Source organism: Streptomyces gossypii, from assembly GCF_025165795.1.
GTDB lineage: Bacteria > Actinomycetota > Actinomycetes > Streptomycetales > Streptomycetaceae > Streptomyces > Streptomyces gossypii.
In genome coordinates this window covers 40,853-66,711 of the sequence record NZ_JAJAGO010000002.1, presented here as the reverse complement: position 1 = coordinate 66,711, position 25,859 = coordinate 40,853, and the positions used below count along the sequence as shown (strand labels likewise).

26 protein-coding genes are annotated in these 25,859 nt (G+C 71.3%); 14 read left to right on the top strand and 12 right to left on the bottom strand.

Going from position 1 to position 25,859, the window contains the following annotated elements; genetic code table 11:
- The first annotated feature begins 140 nt into the window (after positions 1 to 140).
- Positions 141 to 923, top strand: coding sequence for a carbon-nitrogen family hydrolase (locus LHJ74_RS03715; protein WP_260216532.1), 783 nt, complete (start codon positions 141 to 143; stop codon positions 921 to 923).
- 54 nt (positions 924 to 977) lie between these two features.
- On the opposite strand, the gene LHJ74_RS03710 is transcribed toward LHJ74_RS03715, so the two are convergent.
- Complete coding sequence (locus LHJ74_RS03710) at positions 978 to 1,490, bottom strand: LURP-one-related/scramblase family protein (RefSeq protein ID WP_260216036.1); 513 nt, start codon at positions 1,488 to 1,490, stop codon at positions 978 to 980.
- 74 nt (positions 1,491 to 1,564) lie between these two features.
- The gene (locus LHJ74_RS03705; protein WP_260216035.1) at positions 1,565 to 2,317 is read right to left on the bottom strand and encodes an SDR family oxidoreductase; all 753 of its coding nucleotides are present in this window, start codon (positions 2,315 to 2,317) and stop codon (positions 1,565 to 1,567) included.
- A gap of 130 nt (positions 2,318 to 2,447) precedes the next feature.
- Between LHJ74_RS03705 and LHJ74_RS03700 the strand changes: the two genes are divergently transcribed.
- Positions 2,448 to 2,939 (top strand): RrF2 family transcriptional regulator, encoded by a 492-nt coding sequence (locus LHJ74_RS03700; RefSeq protein WP_260216034.1) that lies wholly within the window; start codon positions 2,448 to 2,450, stop codon positions 2,937 to 2,939.
- Between the two features lie 288 nt (positions 2,940 to 3,227).
- Positions 3,228 to 5,093 (top strand): NHL domain-containing thioredoxin family protein, encoded by a 1,866-nt coding sequence (locus LHJ74_RS03695; protein WP_260216033.1) that lies wholly within the window; start codon positions 3,228 to 3,230, stop codon positions 5,091 to 5,093.
- 95 nt (positions 5,094 to 5,188) lie between these two features.
- Here the strand turns inward: LHJ74_RS03695 and LHJ74_RS03690 are convergent, their stop codons facing one another.
- The 3 genes from LHJ74_RS03690 to LHJ74_RS03680 form a co-directional block, all read right to left on the bottom strand.
- Positions 5,189 to 5,416 carry a hypothetical protein gene (locus LHJ74_RS03690; RefSeq protein WP_260216032.1) on the bottom strand — a complete coding sequence of 76 codons (228 nt, stop codon included), beginning with the start codon at positions 5,414 to 5,416 and terminating at the stop codon, positions 5,189 to 5,191.
- A gap of 155 nt (positions 5,417 to 5,571) precedes the next feature.
- On the bottom strand, positions 5,572 to 6,897 hold the full coding sequence (locus tag LHJ74_RS03685; protein ID WP_260216031.1) for a M18 family aminopeptidase: 1,326 nt from the start codon (positions 6,895 to 6,897) through the stop codon (positions 5,572 to 5,574).
- Positions 6,898 to 7,149: 252 nt separating this feature from the next.
- Positions 7,150 to 8,982, bottom strand: a complete 1,833-nt coding sequence (locus LHJ74_RS03680) for an acyl-CoA dehydrogenase (protein ID WP_260216531.1) — start codon at positions 8,980 to 8,982, stop codon at positions 7,150 to 7,152.
- Between the two features lie 115 nt (positions 8,983 to 9,097).
- Here LHJ74_RS03680 and LHJ74_RS03675 point away from each other — a divergent pair, with 115 nt between their 5' ends.
- Together LHJ74_RS03675 and LHJ74_RS03670 are read left to right on the top strand one after the other, a co-directional pair.
- Positions 9,098 to 9,628, top strand: coding sequence for an SseB family protein (locus LHJ74_RS03675; protein WP_260216030.1), 531 nt, complete (start codon positions 9,098 to 9,100; stop codon positions 9,626 to 9,628).
- Positions 9,629 to 9,909: 281 nt separating this feature from the next.
- Entirely contained in the window at positions 9,910 to 10,869 is a 960-nt protein-coding gene (locus tag LHJ74_RS03670; RefSeq protein ID WP_260216029.1) for a pirin family protein, read from the top strand.
- Between the two features lie 157 nt (positions 10,870 to 11,026).
- On the opposite strand, the gene LHJ74_RS03665 is transcribed toward LHJ74_RS03670, so the two are convergent.
- Positions 11,027 to 13,525 (bottom strand): ATP-binding SpoIIE family protein phosphatase, encoded by a 2,499-nt coding sequence (locus LHJ74_RS03665; RefSeq protein WP_260216028.1) that lies wholly within the window; start codon positions 13,523 to 13,525, stop codon positions 11,027 to 11,029.
- Positions 13,526 to 13,746: 221 nt separating this feature from the next.
- Between LHJ74_RS03665 and aspS the strand changes: the two genes are divergently transcribed.
- Positions 13,747 to 15,621, top strand: coding sequence for an aspartate--tRNA ligase (gene aspS, locus LHJ74_RS03660; protein ID WP_260216530.1), 1,875 nt, complete (start codon positions 13,747 to 13,749; stop codon positions 15,619 to 15,621).
- Positions 15,622 to 15,707: 86 nt separating this feature from the next.
- Here the strand turns inward: aspS and LHJ74_RS03655 are convergent, their stop codons facing one another.
- The gene (locus LHJ74_RS03655) at positions 15,708 to 16,472 is read right to left on the bottom strand and encodes a TetR/AcrR family transcriptional regulator (protein WP_260216027.1); all 765 of its coding nucleotides are present in this window, start codon (positions 16,470 to 16,472) and stop codon (positions 15,708 to 15,710) included.
- A gap of 193 nt (positions 16,473 to 16,665) precedes the next feature.
- Between LHJ74_RS03655 and LHJ74_RS03650 the strand changes: the two genes are divergently transcribed.
- The 6 genes from LHJ74_RS03650 to LHJ74_RS03625 all read left to right on the top strand — a co-directional run bounded on the left by LHJ74_RS03650 (position 16,666) and on the right by LHJ74_RS03625 (position 20,474).
- On the top strand, positions 16,666 to 17,625 hold the full coding sequence (locus tag LHJ74_RS03650) for an NAD-dependent epimerase/dehydratase family protein (RefSeq protein ID WP_260216026.1): 960 nt from the start codon (positions 16,666 to 16,668) through the stop codon (positions 17,623 to 17,625).
- Positions 17,626 to 17,690: 65 nt separating this feature from the next.
- Positions 17,691 to 18,158, top strand: coding sequence for an organic hydroperoxide resistance protein (locus LHJ74_RS03645; protein WP_260216025.1), 468 nt, complete (start codon positions 17,691 to 17,693; stop codon positions 18,156 to 18,158).
- Positions 18,159 to 18,256: 98 nt separating this feature from the next.
- Positions 18,257 to 19,117, top strand: coding sequence for a helix-turn-helix transcriptional regulator (locus LHJ74_RS03640; protein ID WP_260216024.1), 861 nt, complete (start codon positions 18,257 to 18,259; stop codon positions 19,115 to 19,117).
- 72 nt (positions 19,118 to 19,189) lie between these two features.
- Complete coding sequence (locus tag LHJ74_RS03635) at positions 19,190 to 19,948, top strand: SDR family NAD(P)-dependent oxidoreductase (protein ID WP_260216023.1); 759 nt, start codon at positions 19,190 to 19,192, stop codon at positions 19,946 to 19,948.
- A 42-nt stretch (positions 19,949 to 19,990) separates the two neighbouring features.
- The gene (locus LHJ74_RS03630; protein ID WP_260216022.1) at positions 19,991 to 20,128 is read left to right on the top strand and encodes a hypothetical protein; all 138 of its coding nucleotides are present in this window, start codon (positions 19,991 to 19,993) and stop codon (positions 20,126 to 20,128) included.
- A gap of 22 nt (positions 20,129 to 20,150) precedes the next feature.
- Positions 20,151 to 20,474 carry a TfoX/Sxy family protein gene (locus LHJ74_RS03625; protein ID WP_260216021.1) on the top strand — a complete coding sequence of 108 codons (324 nt, stop codon included), beginning with the start codon at positions 20,151 to 20,153 and terminating at the stop codon, positions 20,472 to 20,474.
- A gap of 67 nt (positions 20,475 to 20,541) precedes the next feature.
- Here LHJ74_RS03625 and LHJ74_RS03620 read toward each other — a convergent pair whose 3' ends face one another.
- The 4 genes from LHJ74_RS03620 to LHJ74_RS03605 form a co-directional block, all read right to left on the bottom strand.
- A complete protein-coding gene (locus tag LHJ74_RS03620) occupies positions 20,542 to 21,036 on the bottom strand; it encodes a hypothetical protein (protein ID WP_260216020.1) in 495 nt (164 codons plus the stop codon).
- Positions 21,020 to 21,511 (bottom strand): RNA polymerase sigma factor, encoded by a 492-nt coding sequence (locus LHJ74_RS03615; RefSeq protein ID WP_260216019.1) that lies wholly within the window; start codon positions 21,509 to 21,511, stop codon positions 21,020 to 21,022. Before LHJ74_RS03615 ends, LHJ74_RS03620 begins: the two co-directional genes overlap by 17 nt.
- Before the next feature lie 86 nt (positions 21,512 to 21,597).
- The gene (locus tag LHJ74_RS03610; protein WP_260216018.1) at positions 21,598 to 22,224 is read right to left on the bottom strand and encodes a class F sortase; all 627 of its coding nucleotides are present in this window, start codon (positions 22,222 to 22,224) and stop codon (positions 21,598 to 21,600) included.
- Complete coding sequence (locus LHJ74_RS03605) at positions 22,221 to 22,589, bottom strand: Tat pathway signal sequence domain protein (RefSeq protein ID WP_260216017.1); 369 nt, start codon at positions 22,587 to 22,589, stop codon at positions 22,221 to 22,223. Before LHJ74_RS03605 ends, LHJ74_RS03610 begins: the two co-directional genes overlap by 4 nt.
- A 254-nt stretch (positions 22,590 to 22,843) precedes the next feature.
- Between LHJ74_RS03605 and LHJ74_RS03600 the strand changes: the two genes are divergently transcribed.
- Positions 22,844 to 24,175, top strand: coding sequence for a cytochrome P450 (locus LHJ74_RS03600; protein ID WP_260216016.1), 1,332 nt, complete (start codon positions 22,844 to 22,846; stop codon positions 24,173 to 24,175).
- Positions 24,176 to 24,306: 131 nt separating this feature from the next.
- Here LHJ74_RS03600 and LHJ74_RS03595 read toward each other — a convergent pair whose 3' ends face one another.
- A complete protein-coding gene (locus LHJ74_RS03595; protein ID WP_260216015.1) occupies positions 24,307 to 24,915 on the bottom strand; it encodes a dihydrofolate reductase family protein in 609 nt (202 codons plus the stop codon).
- A gap of 182 nt (positions 24,916 to 25,097) precedes the next feature.
- Between LHJ74_RS03595 and LHJ74_RS03590 the strand changes: the two genes are divergently transcribed.
- Positions 25,098 to 25,679 (top strand): TetR/AcrR family transcriptional regulator, encoded by a 582-nt coding sequence (locus LHJ74_RS03590; protein ID WP_260216013.1) that lies wholly within the window; start codon positions 25,098 to 25,100, stop codon positions 25,677 to 25,679.
- The last annotated feature ends 180 nt before the right edge of the window (positions 25,680 to 25,859 follow it).

The following is a 25,859-nucleotide window of genomic DNA, read 5'->3' as shown; positions in this document are numbered from 1 at the left end:
GGTCGTTCGCGGGCGGGTGCTCTCAAGTTACGCTGCACGTGGGTGCCTCGGCAGCGCTTTCGATGACGATGCTATGCCCCTTCGGCCCCCTCGACTGCATGGACGGTGGTACGGTGCGCGCTTCTTCGGCCCCTTCGCTGATCAATGTGACGCTGTTGCAGATGCGGGTGGACCAGGACGAGCCGGTGGATTCCCGCAGGTCTCGTGCGGCTTCGCTCGTACGCGACCAGGCCGGTGCGGATCTGGTCGTCCTGCCGGAGCTGTGGACGGTCGGCGCCTTCGCCTTCGACGACTTCCCGGCGGTGGCCGAGCCGGTCGCCCCGGACGGGCCGACAACGGCGGCCATGGCGGGGGCGGCGCGTGACGCCGGGGTGTGGCTGCACGCGGGCTCCGTCGTCGAGCGGGCCCCGGGCGGTGAGCTGTTCAACACCTCGCTCGTTTTCTCCCCCGACGGCGCGCTCGCCGCCCTCTACCGCAAGATCCACCGCTTCGGCTTCGACCGGGGCGAGGCGGCGCTGATGTCGGCCGGTACGGAGCCTGCCACCGTCGCGTTCCCGGCGGGCAAGCTGGGCCTGGCCACCTGCTATGACCTGCGCTTCCCGGAGTTGTTCCGCGCGCTTGTCGACGCGGGCGCACAGGCGCTGGTGGTCCCGGCGGGCTGGCCCGCCCGGCGCGCGGAGCACTGGTCACTGCTCGCGCGGGCGCGTGCGGTGGAGAGCCAGTGCTACATGCTGGCGTGCTGCACCGCCGGGTCTCACGCGGACGTGCCGCAGGCCGGGCGGAGCGCCGTCATCGACCCGTGGGGTGAGGTGGTCGCGGAGGCGCCGGACGCGGAGGAGCGAGTGGTGAGCGCCGAGATCGATCTGGGGCAGGTGGCGGAGGTGCGGGAGTCCTTCCCGGTGCTGAAGGACCGCGTGCTCTGAAGCTCCGTGCAGGCCCAGCAGGGGAGGGCTGGCCGGCAGCTCAGCTGGGGGTGCTCAGCCGGGCTGGTGCCCGCGGTCGCCCTCCTCCGCCCGTTCCACCAGGCGGTCGACGCACACCGCCACCGCGATCAGCACCACCGGATCGGAGTCGTCCCGCTCGACCTGCACGGCGTACGTGTCCTGTACCCGGAACCACTTGCGCGAGATGCGGGCCAGCCGCTCGCCCTGGTACTCGATGTCGTACTCCTTGCCGATCAGGTCGCCCCGGATCTCCAGCTCCTCGCCCGTCGCCAACTCGGCGCGGTAGACGGTGCGCATCGGCGTGAAGCGCTTCTCCCGTACGGTCACCATCACCTCGCCGTCCCGCTCGACGCGCATCGTGTCGCGGAGGCTGACGGCCTTCTTCCGGATGACGGCGAGGATGTTGCCCTCCCGGTCCTTGAGCTCGAACGTCTCCCGGAGCCGCAGCGCCTTTCCGTCGATGAGGAAGGCCCGCTCTCCGTTCTCGTCCTCCACCCAGAAGTCGTCACCCGCACCGAACACGCGTTCCCGCACCAGATATCTCATGCGCCAGCCCTTCCCCCGGACCGGCCGATCCTCACCGCGCGGCCCGCCAGTAAGGCGACGAGGCATCCGGCGGCCTACCGCTGCTCCGTGAGCCACTCCTCGAAGGTTGTCGGCGCGATGCGGGCGCCCTCGCCGGGCAGCAGCACGTCGCCGGCCATCTCTGGGCCGAACAGCCCCGACCATGTCGGTACGAGCTTCACCGCCTGGCCGCGCGCCTGAAGGGTGCGCCGGGCCATGTCCACCAGGTCCTGCGGCCCGGGTCCGCCGACATCGGCGTACCGGCCCTGCGGCTTGCCCGTCGCGAGCTCGGCGAGGACGTCTGCCACGTCCGAGGGTGCGATCGGCTGCACCAGCAGCGGCGCGATCGTGGCGACGCCGTCCTGTTCGGTCCAGCTCGCCACCATCGCGCCGAAGTCGTGGAACTGCGTGGCCGGAACGATCGTCCACGGCACCGGGCCCGCGGCCACGAGTCGCTCCTGCTCCCGCTTGCCGACGTAGTGCGCGTTGCCCTCGACGCGACCGGCCCCGGCGATGGAGAGCAGCACATGGTGACGGACGCCCGCCCGCTCCTCGGCGGCGAGCAGGTGCCGCGTGGCGGTGCCGAAGTACGCCACCGTCTCCACCGGGTCGGTGGCCGTGCAGTTGGTGGTGTCGATGACGGCCTCGACGCCGGTCAGCGCGGCGTCCAGGCCCTCACCGGTCGACAGGTCCACGCCGAGCGAGCGACTGATGCGCACGACGTCGTGTCCGGCCCGTTCCAGCGCGGCGACGGTGAGTGCTCCTATGTTCCCCGTTGCTCCGGCAACCGCGATCCGCATGTTCCGCATGGTGACCTCTCCTGATCTCTCTTGGCTGCTTGGCAGCTTGGCTGTGCCCCCTTGCCCTGCTGGGAAGCTATCTCGGACTAAAGAGATCCGCAATATCCTAGATCCAGCGAGGCTTGGATAGACTCGTGCCATGAAGCTGCCTGTGAGCACCGAATGGCTGTTGCACTGCGCCACGACGCTGGCGCAGCTCGAGGCGGGAGCCACCGCGTCGGCGGCACAGCTTGCGCGGTACTACGACCTGCCTGCGGCTTACCTCGCGAAGCAGCTGCAGACGCTGGTCAAGGCCGGAGTGCTCGTCGCGACGACGGGCCCGCGGGGCGGGTTCCGGCTCGGGCGGCAGCCTTCGGAGATCACGCTCCTGCACATCGTCGAGGCGGTCGACGGCGCTGCCTCGCCTTATGAGTGCCGGGAGATCCGGCAGCACGGGCAGGGCGCGCTGCCCCCCGAGGAGTGCAGGCGCACCTGCGTCATCGCCGTGAAGATGGCCGAAGCACACGAGGCGTGGCGGCGCAGCCTCGCCGAAGTCTCGCTCGGCGACATCCTCGCCACCCTGTCCGCGTCGGTGCCGTCCCGCACCCGGACGCGCCTGGCGGGGACAAATCTCGATCAGCCGACGGAATGACCAGGATCCGCAGCTCCGCATGGTCGTTCCGTCGGCAGCCCAGGATCACTGACGGCGGCACGGTGGGCGCCCGCGGGTGGGAGCAGACAGTTGCCGAGTAGGGATAAGCTTCGACACGTCGACGCTCCTCAAAGCGTTGGCCACGCTCCGGGGCCGGTCGCACGGCCGCCGGAGCACTTTCGTCGCCGACCCTGACGCCACGGATGCGGACTGAACCGCCCCGAGTCCGCTGCGGCGTATGGCCGGCGTCGTCGTGGAGCGTCCGGGTGTAGTGGCACCCTTGACGCCATGAGCAAGCGACCGCGCGTACGCGCTCCTGAGCTGCGGGGACGAGCCTGGCTGAACACCGGTGGAAGGGACCTCTCCCTCGCCGGGCTGCGAGGCCGGATCGTCGTCCTGGACTTCTGGACCTTCTGCTGCGTCAACTGCCTGCATGTCCTCGACGAGCTGCGCGAGCTGGAGGAGAAGCACCGCGACACCATGGTGATCATCGGTGTGCACTCGCCGAAGTTCGCACACGAGGCCGAGCCGCAGGCCGTCGTGGACGCGGTCGAGCGCTATGGCGTGCACCATCCCGTGCTGGACGATCCGGAGCTGGCGACCTGGAAGCAGTACGCCGTACGCGCCTGGCCGACCCTCGTCGTGATCGACCCCGAGGGGTACGTCGTCGCGCAGCACGCGGGCGAGGGCCACGCGCACGCGATCGAGACCCTGGTCGCGGAGCTGGAGGCCGAACACGCGGCGAAGGGCACGCTGCGACGCGGCGACGGCCCGTACGTACCGCCGGAGCCCGCCCCCGGCGACCTGCGCTTTCCCGGCAAGGCGCTGCGGCTGCCCGACAGCGGGCACTACCTGGTCTCCGACACCACCCGCCACCAGCTGGTCGAACTGGCGGCCGACGGCGAGACCGTCGTACGCCGCATCGGTGCCGGCGTGCGCGGGTTCGTCGACGGGCCGCCCGAGCATGCCCGCTTCAGCGAACCGCAGGGCCTCGCGCTGCTCCCGGACGGCACGGTGGTGGTCGCCGACACGGTGAACCACGCGCTGCGCGTCTGCGACCCGGCGAGCGGCGCGGTCAGCACCCTCGCCGGGACAGGCAGGCAGTGGTGGCAGGGCGCGCCGACGAGCGGCACGGGGCGCGAGGTGGCGCTCTCCTCGCCCTGGGACGTCGCATGGTTCGCCGGCAAGCTGTGGATCGCGATGGCCGGCGTGCACCAGCTGTGGGCGTACGACCCGGCCGACGGCACCGTGGCGGTCGCGGCGGGTACCACCAACGAAGGGCTGGTGGACGGCCCGGCCGCCGAGGCGTGGTTCGCCCAGCCCTCCGGGCTGGCGGTGAGCGGGGCCGGGGACCGGCTGTGGATCGCCGACTCCGAGACCTCCGCCCTGCGCTGGATCGAACGCGACGGCACCAGCGACGGCACCAGCGGCGGCGCCGGTGACGCCGCCACGTTCACCGTCCGCACGGCCGTCGGCACCGGCCTCTTCGACTTCGGCCACCGCGACGGCCCCGCCGGACAGGCGCTGCTCCAGCACCCGTTGGGCGTCACCGCCCTGCCGGACGGCTCGGTGGCCATCGCGGACACCTACAACCACGCGCTGCGCCGCTACGCGCCCGCCACCGGCGAGGTGAGCACCCTCGCCACGGATCTGCGGGAGCCGTCCGCGGCGGTCCTCACCGAGAGCTCCGACCTGGTGGTCGTCGAGTCGGGGCGGCACCGGCTGACGCGGCTCCGGCTGCCGGAGGAGACCGTACGGGTCGAGCCGGTGGCGCACCGCACGCAGCGGGCGGCCACCGAGGTCGCCCCCGGCCGGCTGCGGCTGGACGTGGTCTTCCAGGCCCCGGCCGGGCAGAAGCTCGACACCCGCTACGGCCCCTCCACCCGGCTCCTCGTCAGCGCCACCCCGCCCGGACTCCTCGCCGGCGGCGCGGGCTCCGGCACCGACCTCACCCGCGAGCTCCTGCTGGCGGACGGCGCTACGGAGGGCGTACTCCACGTCTCCGCGACGGCCGCCTCCTGCGACGACGACCCGGCGAACCCCTACCCGGCCTGCCACATGCACCAGCAGGACTGGGGCTTCCCGCTCCGTATCACTCCCTCGGGAAGAACCCGCCTCCCTCTGGTCCTGGCGGGCATGGACGACCGGGCGTAAGAGGACGACCGGGCGTATGAGACGGCCGGCGTGAAGAACGGCCGCCCGCCACTGCCCCCCGCGCTGGACATGCCGCCCGGCGCGAGGGCCTGGGCTCACTCCCAGTGGTGCCGGTTGGCCTCTTCGACCACCGGGGCGGCAGGGCTCGGCGGCTGCATCTGGCGCCGCTTGAAGATGCTGACGTAGGCGGAGAGGCCGAGCAGGCCGACCGCCATCAGGATCAGCCCTGCCACGTCCAGGTTGACGCCGCTGGTTTCCACGTCGACCGCCAGACTGAGAATCGCACCGACTGCGAGCATCCCGATGCAGATGATGATGCCCATGGAAGCTACCTCCGTTCGGTTGCTTACGGGGCGTGTGCCTCCCGGGTACCCCGCTCGATGACACGCAATCAGCCGTCCGGCCGCCGACGGTGGTTCAGTCGGCGGCCGGGCTGTGGGCAGGTGGCGGCCAGTCGGCCAGTCGGCCAGTCGACCCGTCAGTCCGTCAGGAACGCCGTCAGGGCGCTGGCCAGGAGGTGGGGGTCGGCGGATCCGCACAGTTCGCGGGCCGAGTGCATGGAGAGGATCGCGATGCCGATGTCGACCGTCGTGATGCCGTGCCGGGCGGCGGTGATGGGGCCGATCGTGGTGCCGCACGGGATGCCGTTGTTGGAGACGAAGTGCTGCCACGGCACCTCCGCCTTCTCGCAGGCCGCGGCGAAGATGGAGCGGCCCGTGCCGTCGGTGGCGTAGCGCTGGTTGACGTTGAGCTTGAGGATGGGGCCGCCGTTCGGCATCGGGCGGTGGCCGGGGTCGTGGCGCTCGGTGTAGTTGGGGTGCACGGCGTGGCCGGTGTCGGAGGAGAGGCAGACGGTGCCCGCGTACGCCCGTGCCCGGTCCTCGTAGCCGCCGCCCCGTGCGAAGACGGAGCGCTCCAGCACGCTGCCCAGCAGCGGGCCGTCCGCGCCGGTGTCGGACTGGCTGCCGTTCTCCTCGTGGTCGAACGCGGCGAGTACGGGGATGTGGCGCAGCTCCCGGTCCTCGGAGGCGGCGACCAGGGCCGCCGCTCCGGCGTGTACGGAGACCAGGTTGTCCAGCCGGGGCCCGGCCATCAGTTCGCGCTCCCGGCCCAGGTAGGCGGGGGGTTCGACGCTGTGCACCATCAAGTCCCAGCCGGTGACGTCCTCGTAGGAGATGCCGCCCTGCGCGTCGATCCCGCCCGTCGTGCCGAGCCCGCCCTCCGCGATCAGGAAGCGGATGAGGTCGCCCTCGGCCGGGGTGCCGAGCCCCCAGATGGGGGTCATGTGCTGCTGCCGGTCCAGCTTCAGACCGTCGTTGACCTGCCGGTCCAGGTGGATCGCCAGCTGGGGTACGCGCAGCAGCGGCCGGTCCACGCTGACCAGCCGGGTCGTGCCGTCCCGCAGGGAGAGCCGTCCGGCGACTCCGAGGTCCCGGTCGAGCCAGGTGTTCAGCAGCGTGCCGCCGTAGATCTCGACGGCGATCTGCCGCCAGCCGCCTGCCCCGGTGTCGGGGAGGGGCTTGACGCGCAGGTTGGGGGAGTCGGTGTGGGCTCCCACGATGCGGTACGGCGTGGCGGGCTCCGCACCCTCGGGGACGTACCAGGCCACCAGCGCTCCGCCGCGCAGCAGGTACCTGCCGCCTGCCGCCGCGTCCCAGGCGTCGGTCTCCTCGACGCGCCGGAAACCGGCCTTCTCCAGCATCCTCGCGGCACTGGCCACCGCGTGGTACGGGGTGGGGGAGTCGGCGAGGAAGGACATCAGGTCGTCGGTGTGTCCGCCGGCGAAGCGGTTGGTGTGGCTCATCGGTCCAGCATACGAACGCGCTCGCCGCAGGCCTTCGCCCCACTGCGGCTCGGGGTCCCTCGGGCTGTGACAGCGGGAGACGTGCGTACCCGGATCCCGCTCCGGTGGACCGCACCGCCTACGGCATCGTGAGGTGGCGGCACGTCCTCCGGGGGCCGACCGGAGGTCAAACCCCGACGGCCCCGCTCCCCCCGACCGGGGGCGGGGCCGTCGGGCTGTCGGTGCGTGTGCGGGCGGCTGCGCCCGCCCCGCTCAGAAGGCCGACTCGTCCAGCTCCATCACCGAGAGGTCGACCGCCTCGGCCATGCCGCGCTGGACGGCCAGGCCCGGCAGCACGTTCGCCGCGAAGAACTTCGCCGCGGCGATCTTGCCCTCGTAGAACGGCCGGTCCTTCGCGGACGCGCCCGCCAGCTTGCCCGCCGCGACGGCCGCGCCGCGCAGCAGCAGGTAGCCGATGACGACGTCACCGGAGGCCATCAGGAAGCGGGTGGTGTTCAGCCCGACCTTGTAGATGGACTTGACGTCCTTCTCCGTGGCGGCCAGGTCGGTCAGCATCGCGCCGACGATCGCCTCCAGATCGGCGGCGGCCCGCGCGAGCTGGTCGCGGGAGTCGGCGAGGGCCTCGCCGCCCGCCGCTTCGGCCAGGAACTTCTTGATCTCCTCGGACAGCGAGGTGAGCGCCTGGCCCTGGTCGCGTACGACCTTGCGGAAGAAGAAGTCCTGGCCCTGGATCGCGGTGGTGCCCTCGTAGAGCGTGTCGATCTTGGAGTCCCGGATGTACTGCTCGACCGGGTACTCCTGCAGATAGCCGGAGCCGCCGAAGGTCTGGAGGGACTGGGCCAGCTGCTCGTAGGACTTCTCCGAGCCGTAGCCCTTCACGATCGGCAGCAGCAGGTCGTTGAGGCGCTGCTCCGCCGAGTTGTCCTCGCCCGCGTGCTCCTTGACCAGGATCTCGTCCTGCACGCTCGCGGTGTAGAGGACGAGGGCGCGCATGCCCTCGGCGTACGCCTTCTGCGTGAGCAGTGAGCGGCGCACGTCGGGGTGGTGGGTGATGGGGACGCGCGGCGCGGACTTGTCGGTGAACTCCGCCAGGTCGGCGCCCTGCACGCGGTCCTTCGCGTATTCGAGAGCGCTCAGGTAGCCGGTGGAGAGGGTGGCGATCGCCTTCGTGCCGACCATCATCCGGGCGAACTCGATGATCTTGAACATCTGGCGGATGCCGTCATGCTTCTCGCCCAGCAGCCAGCCCTTCGCGGGCCGGTCGGCGTCTGCGCCGAAGGTCATCTCGCAGGTGTTGGAGACCTTCAGGCCCATCTTGTGCTCGACGTTGGTGGCATAGGCGCCGTTGCGCTCACCGAGCTCGCCGGTCTCCCAGTCGAAGTCGTACTTCGGCACGATGAAGAGGCTCAGGCCCTTGGTGCCCGGGCCGTGGCCCTCGGGGCGGGCGAGCACGAAGTGGACGATGTTCTCCGAGAGGTCGTGCTCGCCGGAGGTGATGAAGCGCTTGACGCCCTCGATGTGCCAGGAGCCGTCGTCCTGCTGGACGGCGCGGCTGCGGCCCGCGCCGACGTCCGAACCGGCGTCCGGCTCGGTCAGCACCATGGTGGAGCCCCACTGCTTCTCCGTCATCAGCTGGGCGATCCTGCGCTGCTCCTCGGTCGCCTCGTCGTAGAGCACGCCGGCGAAGGCAGGGCCGGAGGCGTACATCCACACGGCCGGGTTGGCGCCGAGGATCGCCTCTGCGAAACCCCACAGGAGCGAGCGCGGCGCCGTGGTGCCGCCGATCGCCTCCGGGACGCCCAGCCGCCACCACTCGGCGTCCATGTACGCCTGGTAGCTCTTCTTGAAGGAGGCGGGGACGGGCGCGGTGTTCGTCTCCGGGTCGAAGACCGGCGGGTTGCGGTCGCCGTCCTCGTAGGAGGCGGCCAGTTCGTTCTCGGCGAGCCGAGCGATCTCCGAGAGGACGCTGCGGGCGGTATCGACGTCCATCTCCGCGAACGGTCCGGTGCCGTACACGGTGTCGCGCCCGAGCACCTCGAAGAGGTTGAACTCGATGTCGCGGAGATTCGACTTGTAGTGCCCCATGGCGACGGCTCCGTAATGACTCGTTCGTACCGGCAAGTATTCAATCATGATGCTACCCGTCGGTAATAAGAAGCAACCCCTCACCACCCATGTGTGACTCGTTACTCTTGCCCGCATGTACGGCTACGACCAGAGCGCGCCCACCGGGCAGGGCCATCCGCACAACGGGCAGCCGCACGCCGGGCAGCAGTACGCCCACCAGCAGTACGCGGGCCAGCAGCAGCAACAACAGCAGCAACAGCCGCAGCCTCCTCCGTACGGACAGCAGCCGCTCTACCCGGAGCCGTCGCCGCCGTCCCTCGCGGAGGCCGTGCGCGGCTTCACCACCGGCACCATGGGGGGCGAGGACTTCCAGGGGATCTTCTCCGGCTCGCGGGTCTACTGCCCGCGCGGCGACACCCCTGGCTTCCTGGCGCTGCACAACACCCAGCAGCCGGTCATCCCGATGTTCACCTCGCTCAAGGAGCTGCGGCGCTACGCGGGCAAGGAGTCCAAGTACTTCGTGATCACCGGAGCCGAGGTGCTGGACCTGCTGCCCTCCGGGTACGGCTTCGTGCTCGACATGGAGGGCGACCACCGGGTGGTGTTCGACGCGAAGGCGGTCGAGGAGATGGTCGACTTCGCGATGCGCCGCATGTACGGCTGACGCCGGTCCGGCAGGGAGGCCCGGTCGGGCCTGCTCGTGGCCGGGCGGGGAGGCCGCCGCGGCAATTCGGTGTGTTCAGTATCACATTCACCGGCGCCTCCGCCGCCCCTCCCGTTGCCGCCCCTCCCGCTGGCGGCACCGGTATCCGCCACGGTCACCACGTCTCGCCGCCGCGTCACATCGGCCCCCCGCGCCGCCGGGCCGCGGCCCGGCCCGTTCAAGGCGTCGTGGCATCCCGTTCAACATTGAACTAGCCTGATCTCCTCACGAGGAGGTTCTACATGCCTGCGATCACCGTGGAGAATCCGCTCACGCTCCCCCGCGTGGCGGCGCCTGCTCCCGAGACCGCCGTTCAGCGCCCGGTGCTCGCGGTGAGCACCGCGCCCACCGGTTTCGAGGGTGAGGGGTTCCCGGTCCGCCGGACCCTCGCGGGGATCGACTACCGGCATCTGGACCCGTTCATCATGATGGATCAGATGGGCGAGGTGGAGTACGCGCCCGGCGAGCCGAAGGGCACCCCGTGGCATCCGCACCGCGGCTTCGAGACCGTCACCTATCTGATGGACGGCAGCTTCGTCCACCAGGACTCCGAGGGCGGCGGCGGTGTCCTCAACGACGGTGACACCCAGTGGATGACCGCCGGTTCCGGCCTGCTCCACATAGAGGCGCCGCCGGAGGAGTTGGTGGTCAGCGGCGGCCTCTTCCACGGCGTCCAGCTGTGGGTGAACCTCCCGGCCAAGGACAAGATGACCGCACCGCGCTACCAGGACATCGCCGGCGGCCAGGTAAGACTGCTCACCACCCCGGACGGCGGCGCGCTGCTGCGGCTGATCGCCGGCGACCTGGACGGCCACCAGGGGCCCGGCGTCACCCACACGCCGATGACCATGGTCCATGCCTCGCTCTCACCCGGCGCGGAGATCACCCTCCCGTGGCGCAAGGACTACAATGCCCTCGCCTACGTGTTGTCCGGACGGGGCACCGCCGGTACGGACCGCCGCCCCGCCGTTCTGGGCCAGACCGCGGTGTTCGGCACCGGGGACACCCTCACACTCCGGGCGGACGTCTCACAGGACGCGCACACGCAGGGACTCGACGTCATGCTGCTGGGCGGCCGGCCCATCCGGGAACCAATGGCACACCACGGACCGTTCGTCATGAACAGCCATGCAGAGCTGGCCCAGGCCTTCGAGGACTTCCAGGCCGGCCGTCTCGGGCGAATTCCCGCGACGCGGGAGTAGCGGCGGGCCCCTCGCGGGCCCGGACAACAAGGGCCGAGCGAGCGGGCCCGGAAAAGCCCCCTGACCGGGCGGGTGGGATCCCCCCTCCTACCCGCCCTCAGCCGGAGCGCGGCGCCCCCATCCCCCCGGCGGGATGCCGCGCTCCGGCGCCTCTTCCTCAGCCGCCCGGCGCGGGCACGTCCACGAGCGGCGGCCCTTCCTCCTCGGGGCCGCCGCCGTCCGGCGAGTCTCCGTTCCGCCGCCCGGTGTTATTGGTGGACTCCCGTATCTCGAACCAGATGCATTTGCCGTCGCCCTGCGGGTCCACCCCCCACATCTCCGCGAGTGATTCCAGCAGCAGCAGCCCGCGTCCCGAGGACGCCAGCTCTCCCGGGCTGCGCCGGTGCGGCAGCTCATCGCTGTTGTCGCGGACCTCGACCCGGAGCATCCGGGGGCCCGGCCCGCCGTTGATCTCGACGACCATCAGGGCGTCGCCGTCCGTGTGCATCAGGACGTTCGTCAGCATCTCGGACAGTATGAGCACTGCGCCGTCCGCCTGGTCGGCGTCCTGCCAGTCGTGCAGCAGGGTCTTCAGCTGGTGGCGTCCCTCCGCGATGCGGTGGGGCTCGGCCTGCGCGATGGCCAGGACCGTACGGCGGACGGGGGCTCGCGGCTCGCCCGCCGCTCCCCCGGCGCCCGCGCCGGGCAGACGGCGGAGCAGCAGCAGCGCGATGTCGTCCTCGCGGCGGTCGACCAGCGGTCCCCTCCGGTGGTGCGAGGGCGGCCCGTGCACGGCTTGGACCAGAGCGTCGGCCAGGGCCTCCAGCCCGTACGCGTGGAGAGGGGTGCCGTCCCCCTCCGGCGGGCCGCCCTCGCCGTACTCCGCTGTGTCCTCCGCCGGGGCGGGGTGTGCCGCGCAGACGTCGCGCAGCCGGGCCCAGCCGGTGTCCAGGTCGTGCCCGCCGGTCTCGATCAGGCCGTCCGTGCAGAGCAGCATCGTCTCGCCGGGCTGGAGCACCAGCCTGCTGGTGGGGTAGTCCGCGTCCGGATCGACGCCGAGCGGCATACCGCCGTCCGTCTGGCGGACGAGCGTGGTGCCGTCGGGCATCCGGACGGCCAGGTCGGGGTGTCCGGCGCGGGCGATGTCCAGGACGCCGGTGTGCGGATCGGCCTCCATGTAGAGGCAGGTGGCGAAGCGTGCGTCGCCCTCCGCCACTTCGGCGTTCAGGCCGTCCAGGAAGAGGGAGGCGCGGGAGAGCACCCCGTCCGGATGGTGCCCTTCCGTCGCGTACGCGCGCAGCGCGATCCGCAGCTGCGACATGATCCCGGCGGCCCTTACGTCATGCCCCTGCACATCGCCGATGATGACCGCCGAACGGCCGGAGGGCAGCGGGATCACGTCGTACCAGTCGCCGCCGATCTGGAGTCCGCCGCCGGTCGGCACATAGCGGGCGGCGACCTCCATGCCTTCGATGCCGGGGTTGCGGGCGGGCAGCATGGACTGCTGGAGGCCGTCGGTCAGCTCCCGCTCCGTCTCGTGCAGATACGCGCGGGAGAGCGCCTGGGCCAGCATCCGGGCGACGGTGGAGAGCACCGAGCGCTCGTCCGGAGTGAAGGAGACGGGGTAGGAGAAGGACGCCATCCAGGCGCCGATGGTGCGGCCCGCGACGGTCAGCGGAAGATATGCCCAGGAGTGGCGTTCGAAGCCCGCGATGAGCGGCCAGGTGCTGGGGAAGCGGCGGCGGTAGTCGTCCGGTGCGGGCAGATAGACGGCTCGGCCCGTGCGCACCACCTGCGCGGCCGGATAGTGCGTATCCAGTGACATGTCCCGGAAGGGGACCTCGTCGCCGGGAGCGTATCCGTGGTGGCCGATGACGGTGAGCCGGTCGCCGTCCACGCCGAACACGGCGAGCCCGGCGGGGGTGAAACCGGGCATGGCCAGCGCCGCCGCCACCCGCAGCACCTCGGCGGTGGACTGGGCCTCGGCCAGTGCGCGCCCGGCGTCCAGCAGGAACGCCTCGCGGGAGCGCCGCCGGTCGCCCGAGACGCCGGCCCAGCCGGGGTGGACCGCGCGCGCGGCGGTGTCGTGGGCGTTCTGGGGCCGCTGCTCACCGCCCGCGTGGAGACCCTGGACGCTCTGGCTGTCCTGCGGGTGCTGGGTGTCCTGCGCGCCGGGCGGCGGATGCGGCACCTCGGAGATCACGCCGATCAGATGGAAGTGCGGCGCCTCGCGGGTGCCGGTCAGCAGCGGGTCGTGCGCGGCGGCCCCTGCTCCTGACGCGGCGCCGGGGGCCGTGGCGGCGGCGTCCCGGCCCGGCCCCCGGTCCGGACGGCCGGAGAGGGGACGAAGCCGCAGTCGTACCGTCCGTACGACCGAGCCGTCGTCGGTGACGACGCGCACCACCGCCTCAGCCAGGCTGCGTTCCGCGACGGCGCGGGTGACGACGCCCTGGAGCTCCACGAAGTCGACGACATGGACCCGGGAGCGGACCGTGGCCTCGCTGACGGCGACGGTGTCCGTGCCTGTGTCCGTGCCTGTGTCCGTGCCTCTGCCGCGTGGCTCCCAGGGCACACTCAGCAGATGGGCCGCGCCCTTGTCGAGGGTCACCGTGCCGGTCGCGTTCTCCCACTGCCAGAGGCCGGTGCCCACGGCCGCCAGTACCTCCTCCGTGTGCATTGCCCTACTTTAACCATCTATTGAGGGATGCCTGCCGCCGTGGGCACACCCGCCCGCGTACGGCTGCGGAGCCGCGCGCGTGGTGGCCGTCCCTGTCCCCCGGGGGGAGGGCTGCCGTTATCCAGGCGAGTGAGTGCGGGCGGGGACGGTAACCTGAGGAACTCCGGACCGCCCCCCGGCGGCCCCACCCGAGACCCCGCGCCCGACGACTTGGATGAATGATGCATCGGTACCGGTCCCACACCTGCGGCGAGCTTCGTGCCAGCGACGTCGGCCGCGACGTCCGGCTGAGCGGCTGGCTGCACAATCGTCGGAACCTGGGCGGCATCCTCTTCATCGATCTGCGCGACCACCACGGCATCGTGCAGCTCGTCATCCGGCCCGAGCAGACCGCGGTGAACGAGCGGCTGACCGCGCTGTCCAAGGAGAGCGTCGTCCGGATCGACGGCCAGGTCGTCGCTCGCGGCGCTTCGAACGTCAACCCGGAGCTGCCCACCGGCGACATCGAGATCGAGGTCGGCGAGGTCGAGGTGCTCGGCGCCGCCGAGCAGATCCCGTTCACGATCAACGCGGACGACGGCGTGAACGAGGAGCGGCGCCTCGAATACCGCTTCCTCGACCTGCGCCGCGAGCGCATGCACCGCAACATCATGCTGCGCTCCTCGGTGATCTCCTCGCTCCGCCGCCGGATGACCGGCCTCGGTTTCAACGAGATGGCGACGCCGATCCTCTCCGCCACCTCGCCGGAGGGCGCCCGCGACTTCCTGGTGCCCTCCCGGCTGCACGCCGGCCGCTTCTACGCGCTGCCGCAGGCGCCGCAGCAGTTCAAGCAGCTGCTGATGATCGCGGGCTTCGACCGCTACTTCCAGATCGCCCCCTGCTTCCGCGACGAGGACGCGCGGGCGGACCGCTCGCCCGGCGAGTTCTACCAGCTCGATGTCGAAATGAGCTTCGTCGAGCAGGAGGACGTCTTCCAGGTCATCGAGAAGGTGATGAACGACGTCTTCGAGGAGTTCGGCCGCGGCCGTCACGTCACCTCGCCCTTCCCGCGCATCCCCTTCCGCGAGGCGATCGTCAAGTACGGCACCGACAAGCCGGATCTGCGCGCCGAGCTGGAGCTCGTCGACGTCTCGCAGATCTTCGCGGGCAGTGGCTTCAAGGCGTTCGCGGACAAGCACGTACGCGCCCTGGCGGTGCCGGACACCGCCGGCCAGTCGCGCAAGTTCTTCGACCAGATGGGTGAGTTCGCGCAGGAGCACGGCGCGAAGGGCCTCGCCTGGGTGCGGGTCGGCGACGACGCGAAGCTGACCGGCCCCATCGCCAAGTTCCTCAGCGAGGCGGACGTCTCCGCGCTGCTCTCGGCGCTGAACGCCAAGCCGGGCACCTCGGTGTTCTTCGGCGCGGGTGAGTTCGACGAGGTCTCCAAGATCATGAGTGCGGTGCGTGTCGAGGCGGCCCGCCGGACCGGGCACTTCGTGGACGACGTCTTCCGCTTCTGCTGGATCGTGGACTTCCCGATGTTCGAGAAGGACGAGGAGACGGGGAAGATCGAGTTCTCCCACAACCCGTTCTCGATGCCGCAGGGCGGTCTCGAAGCACTCCGCACCAAGGACCCGCTGGACGTCCTGGCCTGGCAGTACGACATCGTGTGCAATGGCGTCGAGCTCTCCTCGGGAGCCATCCGGAACCACGAACCGGAGATCATGTTCGAGGCGTTCGGCATCGCGGGCTACACGCACGACGAGGTCGAGCGCGAATTCGGCGGCATGCTCCGCGCATTCCGCTTCGGCGCCCCGCCGCACGGCGGCATCGCCCCGGGCGTCGACCGCATCGTCATGCTGCTCGCGGACGAGCCGAACATCCGCGAGACGATCGCCTTCCCGCTCAACGGCAACGCGCAGGACTTGCTGATGGGCGCGCCGTCGGAGGTCGACGAGTCGCGTCTCCGGGAGCTCCACCTGTCGCTGCGCAAGCCCCCGCAGGTGAAGCAGTCCGCCGAGGGCAGCACCGCGGCCTCGGGCGCCGCGTCGAACGCCGCGTCCGACGCCGCGTCCCCGGCAGCTCCTTCCCCGGCCGAGGGCCCCGCCGCGGGCTGATCCCGGCAGGCTCTTCGACGACGCGCCCCCCGGGCGCCCCTCCAGCGGGGCACCGGGGGGCGCGTGCGTGCGCCCGCCCGGACGGGTTACGCCTGGTCGGCCAGGGCGTCGATCTCGGCTGCGTAGAGCAAAGCCGGGTCGAAGGACATGCCATGGAAACTGCCCTGGAGTTCCAGGCTCACCAGGCCGTGCATCCTGGTCCACGCGGTGACGGTGGCCCGCAGCGCCGCCGCCTGCCGTGCGGGGTCCGGCTCGCCGTCGCCGCCCTCGCCGCCGCTGTTGCCGCTGCCGCCTCCGCCGGCCGTCGTCGTGCGGTGCCGTACCCAGTCGCGGGCGGCCCGGTCCGCGCCGATCCACTGCTGGAACTGGCGGTCCGGCCCCTCGTACCGAGGGCTGGGGCCGTCCTGCTGGAGCCGGTGGAAGACGGCGAGGAACGGCCCCAGCACCTCCCGCGCCGCTGCCACGGTGTGCGGCGGCGCCGAATAGCCGGGCACGGGCGTCCCGGCCAGCAGTTGGTAGCGGTGCGGCTCGGCGACCGCCCACTGCCGGAAGGCGTCGGCGAGGATCCGCAGCCGTTCGCGTGGGGCGCACCACAGGACGGCGTCCGCGGTCTCGGTGATCCGCCCCGCCAGGTCCCCGTACGCGGCGGTGATCAGCTCCGTCAGCAGCTCGTCGCGGCTCGCGAAGTACCGGTAGAGGGCGGGGCCGGAGAAGCCCATCCGCTTGGCGATCGCGGAGAGCGAGAGCGCGGAGGGCCCCCGCTCGGCGAGCTGCTCCAAGGCGATGCGTTTGATCTCCGCGCGGTTGTGCTCCCGGTATCGGGCGCGCGGGGTGCCCGCTTGGTCTGCCATGGCGAACCTGCTCCTTCTGGCAAGGGGCCCTGGAACGCTGCCGCTTGACAGCTCTCACACTTGCGTGTCTTACTCTATCTCAAGTTAGAGGGTATAACTTAAGCGATAGATGAAAACTCACCTTCGTGTGCGACTACGGCCACCCCGTGGCCGCAGTCGCACACGGTCGGTGACCACAGCGAAGGAGCCCACCATGAGCGACCAGCGACCGCACGTCGTCCTCGGCACCGGCCCGGCCGGGCGCACCCTCGCCGGGGAGCTGCTCTCCCGAGGCCACCAGGTCCGCAGCGTCAACCGTTCCGGCCGCGCCGACCTGCCGTCCGGCGCCACCCTCGTCACCGCCGACGTCACCGACCCGCACCAGCTGCGCCAGGTCACCGACGGCGCGGCCGCCGTCTACAACTGCACGCATGTGCCCTACGAGCAGCAGGTGCAGGTACTGCCGCTGATCCAGCAGTCCCTGCTGACGGCCCTCGGCCCCACCGGGACGCCGCTCGTCGTCGTCGACACCCTCAGCCTCTACGGGCCGACCGGCGGCGTGCCCATGACCGAGCAGACGCCGTTCGCCGCGACCTCCGGCAAGGGCCGCATCCGGGCCGAGCTCACCGAGCGCTACCTGGCCGCCCACCAGCGGGGGGACGTACGCGTGGCGCTCGGCATGGCCGCGGACTTCTTCGGCCCCTGGACGTTCGTGTCATCCCTGGGCGCCACCACCTTCCCGAACGCACTGCGCGGTGAGCCGGTGCCCGCCTTCGGCGACCCCGACCTGCCGCACAGCTACAGCTACCTCCCGGACGTCGCGACCGGCCTGGCCACGCTCGGGGAGCGCCCGGAGGCCTGGGGCAGGCTGTGGCACCTGCCGGTGGCCCCGGCCCTGACCACCCGGCAGGTGCACGGGCTGATCGCCGAACTGACCGGCCGCCCCGTGCACACCCACGTGGTCCCGGAGCCCGTGCCGTACGGGCCCTTCGACGCGGCGTTCATGGCCGAGTACGCCGAGCTCTTCTACTGGCACACCGAACCGTTCGTGATGGACGACAGCGCCTTCACCCAGACCTTCGGCCTGCACGCCACCCCGATGGCCGAGGCGCTGCGCACCACGACGGACTGGTTCCGCCGGGCCGAGGCCGGCCACACCTCCCGCGCCGCCTGACCGCAGCTCCTGACCACTCCTCCCGACCACTCCTCCTGAACCACCACCGGAAGCGGAGCCTGGCAATGACCGTGCAGACCCTCTACACCACCGAAGCCGTCTCCGCCGGAGACGGACGCGACGGCACCGTCCGCTCCTTGGACGGCATGCTGGACCTCCCGCTGGCGGCCCCCGCCGAACTCGGCGGCGCGGGCGGGGCGACCAACCCCGAGCAGCTGTTCGCCGCAGGCTATGCGGCCTGCTTCCACAGCGCCCTGCGCCTGGCCGCGCGCCAGGGCCGCATTCGGCTCCGGGGCGACACCGTCACGGCCCGTGTCGCCCTCGGCAAGGACCCGGACGGCTTCCTCCTCACCGCCGAAGTCCACGTCGTGCTCCCCGCGCTGGACCAGGAGACGGCCGAGCGGCTGACCCACGACGCCCACCAGCGCTGCCCGTACTCCCGCGCCGTACGCGACACCATGCACGTCGCCCTCCACACCACCACCCCGCTGCGACCTGCGGTGGCGGCGGAGGACGCCAGTCCGCCGCAGTGAGCCGAACGCGGCGGATTCCCGTATGCGGCCAGGGGGCCGCGATCTTTGGCCCTGCTGTTCGTACCCGGGCGTGTAAGCAGGCCACTTATCCTGCGGTCATGGACATCACCCGGCTTCCCGCCGAGGCCCGGCAGCGTCGCAGCTCCGAGATCCGTGAATTCCTGCGCTCGCGCCGGTCCCGGCTGACCCCCGAAGACATCGGCATGCCCTCCGGAGGCAGCAGCAGGCGCGCTCCCGGCCTGCGCCGCGAGGAGGTCGCGGTACTCGCCGGGGTGGGCGTGTCCTGGTACACCTGGCTGGAACAGGGGCGGGAGATCAACGTGTCCGCCGACGTCCTCGAGGCCATCGCCCGCGTCCTGCGCCTGGACGGGGACGAACGCGAGCACCTCTACCTCCTCGCCGGGCTCAACCCGCCGCAGGCACAGCCCGCCGAACGCAGGATCTCCCCGGAGCTGCGCCGGATCGTCGACGGCTGGCTGCCCAAGCCGGCCTACGTCATCGACCAGCACTGGAACCTGGTCGCGCTCAACACCGCCGCCCGGCGGGTGTTCGGCTACGGGTCGGGAGACCACAACTGCCTGGTGACCTTCTTCACCAGCGCGCGCTACCAGGCGGCCGTGCTCCACTGGGCGGACGCGGCACGGGGGATCGTCGGGAAGTTCAGGGCGGATGCCGCACGCTATCCGGACGACCCGGAGTTCGGCCGGCTCGCCGCCGACATGTGCGCCGTGAGCCCCGCGTTCGCCGAGATCTGGGCGGAACATCCGATCGGGGGCGCCTGGCAGGACAAGAAGGCGATCAACCACCCCGAGGCCGGTGACCTGGTCTTCGAGTACACCAGCCTGCCGCTGCCCGACCTGCCGGGACACCGCCTCCTGCTGCACACGCCCGCGCCCGGAACCGGAACCGAGGCCCGGCTCACCGACCTGATGGCAGAGCCGGAGCCGGTCGGGGCCTGAGAGGCTGGTGGTGGCAGACCCAGGCTCGACCGACACTGCCGCGTCCGGGCGCACCGCCCCAGGATCGTTCCCATGAAGCGATTCACGAACAAGACGGTCCTGATCACCGGCGGCACCAGCGGAATGGGTCTCTCCGCCGCCCGAAGGCTCCTCGACGAGGGCGCGTACGTCGTCATCACCGGCCGCCACGAGACGCGCCTCGCCGCCGCAGTGGCCGAGCTCGGCGCCGAGCCGGATCGGATCCTCGCCGTCCGCTCCGACGTGGCGTCCCCTGCTGACCTCGACCAGCTGATGCGGCGTATCGAGACCTGGCGCGGCCGGCTCGACGCGGTCTTCGCCAACGCCGGAGTCGGGGCCTTCAAGCCCGGCAACGAGATCACCGAAGCGGACTTCGACCACGTGGTCGACGTCAACTTCAAGGGCGTCTTCTTCACCATCCAGAAGGCGCTGCCGCTGCTGCGGGACGGCGGCTCCGTCGTCATCAACGCCTCCTGGACCCTGCACCGCGGCATGTCCGGCGCCTCCCTCTACGCCGCCAGCAAGGCCGCCGTACACAACCTGGCCCGCACCCTGGGGGCCGATCTCGCTCCGCGCGGCATCCGGGTCAACTCGGTGAGCCCCGGCTATATCGACACGGCGATGTACCGGGACGTCCACCCCGACGCGGAGGCCGAGGCCCGTGTCTCCGCCGGGATACCCCTCGGCGCCCTCGGACACTCCGACGAGGTCGCGGCAGCCGTGGCCTTCCTTGCCTCGGACGACGCGTCGTACATCACGGGCCAGGACCTGATCGTGGACGGCGGCCTCGTCGGCTCGATCCCGGCCACCTGACTCACGCACACGCCCGAGGACGCGTTCCATGACTACGGGCCCGTGCACATCGACCACAACGGACTCGTTCTCGTCGACCGCCCTGCGGAGCTGGAGCTGACGCGCATGGAGCAGCAGCTGGAGATTCCGTTGACGGGGGGCCGGATCACGGAGGGAGTCGTCCGCAGGCCCAACCCCTGAGCGGAGTCGTAGGCTGCTGTGCATGGCATACGACGACACGCTGGCGGAGCGAGTGCGTGAGCGGCTGGGCGGCGAGGCCGTCGCCGAGAGGAAGATGTTCGGCGGGCTGTCCTTTCTCGTTCACGGGAACCTCGCGGTCGCGGTGAGCGGCGACGATCTGCTGGTACGGGTCGGCCCCGAAGGCACGAAGGACGCACTCGCCCGCCCGGGCGTGCGTCCCGCCGTGATGGGCACGCGGACGATGCGCGGCTGGGTGCGCGCCGCCGGGGAGACCCTCGACGGCACCGCACTGGACCACTGGATCAAGACGGCGCGGACGTACACCGCGACACTGCCGCCCGAATGACCGGGCTGGCCTCCGCACCACCACGCCGCAGCGCCCCCGGTGGGCAGGCCGCAGCACAGGTCGTGTCCTACGGCCGGGTGCCGCTTTCGGGTGCGGCGTCGGCCCCGTCCTGAAGCGCAGGTGGACCGGAGGGCTGCGAGGTCGGTGCCATCGACGGCGCGCTGGGGGTGGAGGCGGCCGGGCTGGGCGGGATGCCGGGGTTGTCGGCCGGGCTCCTCTCGGAGGGGCGGGGACTGACGGGCTCGGGTGCCGACGGGGTGGGCGCGGCCGATGGACCGCTCGGAGCTGATGGACTGCTCGCGGGCGGCGGGGTGAGAGGGGCCGTCGGGGGCGCGGGTGTCTCGGGCGTCGCCAGGTGGAGCGGCAGCGCGATGAGGGCGGCGACGGCGCACGACAGGCCGACCCCGATCGCGGCGCGGCGACGTCGGCGGCGGGCCGCACCGTGGCGGATCGCTTCGTACTGGCCGGGGGGTGGGCCGAGGTAGTCGGAGGTGGGCCGCAGGATGACGGTGAGGGGGTCGTCGGGGTCGAAGTCCGGACCGTCGTCAGAGTGTGTGATCAAGACTTCTCCTCAGGTGGGCGCGGAGCAGTTCGCGGGCCGCGTGGAGGTCGGCCTTGATCGTTCCCTCCTTGCGTCCGGTCAGCAGGGACACCTCCCGGATCGGCATGTCAGCGTAGTAGTGCAGCAGGATCGGGACGCGCAGCCGTTCGGGGAGCGACTGCACGAGCAGGCGTACCGACGGGTCGGCCTGTTCGGTCTGCGGACGGACTGCGGCCTCGGTGGTGGCACGGTGTACGGCTCTGCGTTCGCGTTCCAGCTTGCGCCAGTGGTCCCGGACGAGGTTGGCCGCGGTGACGTAGAGGAAGCCGCGGGGCTTCGCCACGGATGTCCAGCGGGCCCAGAGCCGGGTGAACGCCTCCGCGGCGATCTCATGGGCCGTCTCGTCGTCGTCGACCAGACGGCGGCACCAGCCGGCGAGGCTCGGGTAGAGGGCGGCGAACAGCTCGGACGCTGCCTCCTCGCGGGACCGTTTCAACGCTCTCCATGGTCGTGAGGGCACTCGTGGGGAAGGAACCCGGGCCGTCGGCGTACGGTCCGTCGGCCCGGGATCCGGATGGCGGGTCAGGGGCTCGCCGAGCTCAGTGCGGCGAAGACGATTACGCTGTCGCGGTATCCGTCACTGGTGTGGGGGCCGCCGCACGTGATGAGCCGCAGCTCCGGACGGCCCACGTTCCCGTAGACCTCGTCCGTCGGGAAATCCGCCTGGGCGACCGTCCGCACAGTGCTGACGGTGAACACCGCCGCCTTGCCGTTCTCCAGGCGCGCCACGATCCGCTCGCCCCGCCGCAGCCGCGCGAGGTGACGGAAGACCCCTTCCCCGTAAGCGCCGACCGTGACATGGCCGAGGATCACCGACGGGCCGGTCTGACCCGGAGTCGGGGAGTGCCGGTACCAGCCCGCACGGTCGTCCGCCGCGATCGGCGGCACCTCCACCGTGCCGTCGGCGGCCAGCCCCAGCTGCATGACCGGGGTGTCGACTCCGATGGCCGGGATCCGTATGCCCACCGGGACCGAACGCTTGAGGGCCTCCGCCGGACCGCCCGTCTCCGCCGAGGGCCGCGAAGGCGGTGGCGTGCTCCGGGGGCGTTCGGCCGTGTCCGTGTCCTGGCCGGCTCCGTGTCCGCCGCAGCTCACGAGCAGCGAGGCCATCGCCGCAGTGGCGAACGCGCGCCTGGAGGGCAAGGTCATGCCCCGGTCGCCCGCCGGCGACGTACGAGATAGACCGCCGCGCCGCCGACGGCGAACACCGCGAGAGCACTCCCGCCGATCACCCCGCCCCCGGTTGCGGACTGCTCCGACTCCGGCTCCGCACCAGTGTCGGGCGCTCCGCTCGGTACGACGGGGACCTCGCTCGGTGCCGAGGCCGGTGCCTTGGCCGGTGCCTTGGCCGGTGCCTTGCTCGGTGCGTCGGTGGGAGCCGGGGACGGGCCCTGGGGGGTGGTCTCTGTGACGCTCGGAGCCGGTGACGGGCCCTCGTCGGCGAACGCGGGCGCAGTGGCCGCGAGTACGGCGGTGCACGCGAGTGCCATGGCGCTGAGGATGGTTCGGCGCATGAATCGCTCTCTTTCGTCGGTTCGCCCGCGTTCTTGCTCTGCGGGCTGGGTTGCGGATCGAGAGGAGAGACGAGGCAGCAGCAGAACCCGTTGTAAAGAGACGGCAAAGCCGTCAGACCCTCCGGTCACATCCCCTGAGGTGCTGTGACATGGGAGCGGCCATCTCGTTCGTCGATGTGCCACGCTCCCGTACAGTCCGTGGTGGTAGCGCTCTCTTACGGTGCCAGGCCCGGCGGTTGACCAGGAGAAGAAGCATGGACACCGAAGCCAGTCACGGTTCCCTTCCGTACGTTTCCGGAACGGGGCGGCCGGTCCCCGAAGTTGAGCCTGAGCTCGTGGAGCGGTGGCGTGCGGGGGGAGGCGAACTGGTCGAGCTGCTGTCCCAGGTGCGCGAGCGGTTCGGCGGCGTCGCCGCGTTCCGTCTCGGGCCGGCCCCGACCGTACTCGTCACCGATCCGCAGGCGGTCCAGCACGTACTCGCCCGGCATCCGGAGCGGTACGTCAAGCGCTCCCACCGCGCCCGCGTGCTGATCGGCGACGGCGTTCTCTCCGCCACCGGTGCGGCGTGGAAGCGGCAACGCCGCTTGTTGCAGTCCCAGTTCACCGGTACGGGAATGCAGCGCTACGAACAGCGGATCACCGGGGCTGCCCGTACCACCGCCGAGCGCTGGGGCGAGTACGCCCGCACCGGGCAGACCTTCGATGTCGGGCGGGAGATGCGCCACTTCGCCCTGGACGCCATCTGGCGCGCTCTCACCGGGCACCCCCTCGATGACGGGACCGAGCGCGAACTGGCCGCCGTGCAGGCAGTGGCGACCGCCCTTCCGACTCTGCCCGCAGATGTCACCGACGCCCAGGAGGCCGTTGCCGCCGACCTCGCCCGGATCGACGCGGTCGCCCGGCACGCCATCGAGGCCGCCCGCAGCGGCGCGGCCGGGCCCGACGGTCCGGGCCTGCTGCACGTCCTGGTCGAGGCCGCCGCCGAGCATCCCGAGTACACCGACCGGCTGATCCGCGACGAGCTGGTCACGCTGCTCGTGGCCGGGCACGAGACCACCGCCACCACCCTGACCTGGCTCTACCTGCTCCTCGACACGTACCCGGCCGCCCGCGAGCAGGCTCTCGCCGCCGGCGGCGAAGGCTCAGCGCAACGGCGGCAGGCCGTCCAGGCTCTTGTCCACGAGACGCTCCGGCTGTATCCGTCCGCCTGGATCCTGCCCCGGCACGCCGCCGAGGACGACACCCTTGGCGGCTACGCCGTAGAGGCGGGCACCGACCTCCTGGTCTGCCCCTACCTCACGCACCGCGATCCCGAACTGTGGGCAGACCCGGAGCACTTCGACCCCGGGCGCTTCCTCACCCCGAACGGCCGGCCCACGCACCCGGGCGCCTACTTCCCCTTCGGTATCGGCCCCCGGGCCTGCCTCGGCGTGCAGTTCGCGCTCCGCGAGTCGACGGTCCTGCTCGAACACCTGCTGCCGGACCACACCCTGGCCTTCTCCTCCACCCCCGCGAAGGCGGTGTACGGCATCACCGTGCGCCCCGACGGCCCCACCCCCGCAGCCTTGGTGCCGCCGCGCCGCTGACCCGCTGACCCGCTGACCCACAAGGCCCCCCGATGTCATAGCTGCACCCGTTCGTGCGGCAGGCGTAGCGGGCAAGGGGCCCGCTGGCCGTGATCGATGGGACCGGTCGCGAACCGCAAGCGGGTCGCCGACTACTGGGACACGCTCCCAGCGGTTCTCGTGTAGCTGAGGAGGGCGGTGCCGCTCTTCAGGACCGTGCTGTCGGTCAGCTCGTACTGGACGGGGTCGAAGCCGGCCAACGGGGCGAACAGCGGAGTGCCGGAGCCGAGGGTGAGCGGGGCGAGCTTGATGATGAGTGCGTCGATCTCGCCGTACAGCGCCGCGGCCAGCTTGCCGCCGCCCATCAGCCAGATGCCCTTGCCCTCCTCCTGCTTGAGCTCACGTACCTTCGCCACGGGGTCGGTGCCGACCAGCTCCACGCGAGGGTCGGGGCTCTCGGTCAGCGTGCGGGAGAAGACCAGGTGCCGCAGGTGCGGGTAGGCGTCGGTGATCCCGGCATCCAGCCCGTTCTGGTACGTCCGGCGGCCCTCCAGCGCGGTGTCGAAGTGGGTGCCCTCCGCCGTGACGCCGAGCGCGGCCCTGGCCGGGGCGGGCAGGATCTCCGGGTAGACGGCGGCGAGGTGGGCCACGTAGTCCTCTCCGATCGGCCAGAAGCCGTCCGGGCCCGTGGGGTCGCTGCCGTCAGGGGCTGAGATGAAGCCGTCGAGTGAGCTGGCGATGCAGTAGGTCAACTTGCGCATACGGGTAACTCTTTCGGTGGGCCGATCGAAGTCGGGTGGCAGCGGACGGGCCGGGGCGCCGAGCGCAGCTTGGGTGCCGATGGTTCCGAGACAGGTCCTGCGGTCAATGTACTTTACTTACAGTGGTTTGAACGTAGTACTGTACTTGCAGTGGTGTCAATGGCTTTCTACGGAGACGTTCCTTGCGACAGAACCCAGCGCGCCGGACCGCCCTGCTCGACGCCGCCATCGAAGTCCTCGCCCGCGAGGGATCACGCGGCCTGACGCTGCGGGCGGTCGACACGCAAGCCGGCGTCCCCGGCGGCACCGCGTCCAACTACTTCTCCAACCGTGCCGAGTTGCTGCGCCAGATCCTGGCCCGCACCCACGAGCGCCTCACCCCCGACCCGGCTGAACTGGCCTCCACCATGGAGGCGCCACCCTCACGCCAACTGGTGGTCACCCTGCTGCACCAGCTCGTCGGCCGGATGCGCGCCGACCGCAGCAGCCATCTGGCCATGCTGGAATTGCGCCTGGAAGCCACCCGGCGCCCCGAGCTGCAGGCCGACCTGGCCCGTACCTTCAGCGCGATACTCGAGGACAACATCGGCTGGCACCTCGACGCCGGCCTGCCCGGTGACCGCACCACCGTGGTGCTGCTCTACCTCGCCATGCTCGGCTTGATCGTCGACGACCTCACAGTGCCCGAGCTGCTCTCCCCTCACCCTTTCGACGACCTGCTCACCGAGCTGGTGGCACGCACCCTGCCACCGGCCGCTCCTTAGAACGCTCCTGGGGCGTGTTTCGAAAGTCCCGCCTGGCCCGCGACGCCTGGCCCGCACGCCCGCCGCGCCAGCGGCTCGTGTCACCGCGCCGCTGTGGGCCTTGCCGGCGCTACTTTCCCCCTGTCGTGCGTGGTGGTCGTGGCCCGTGTTGGTCCGGGTCCGTGACGTCGAGCCTGTATC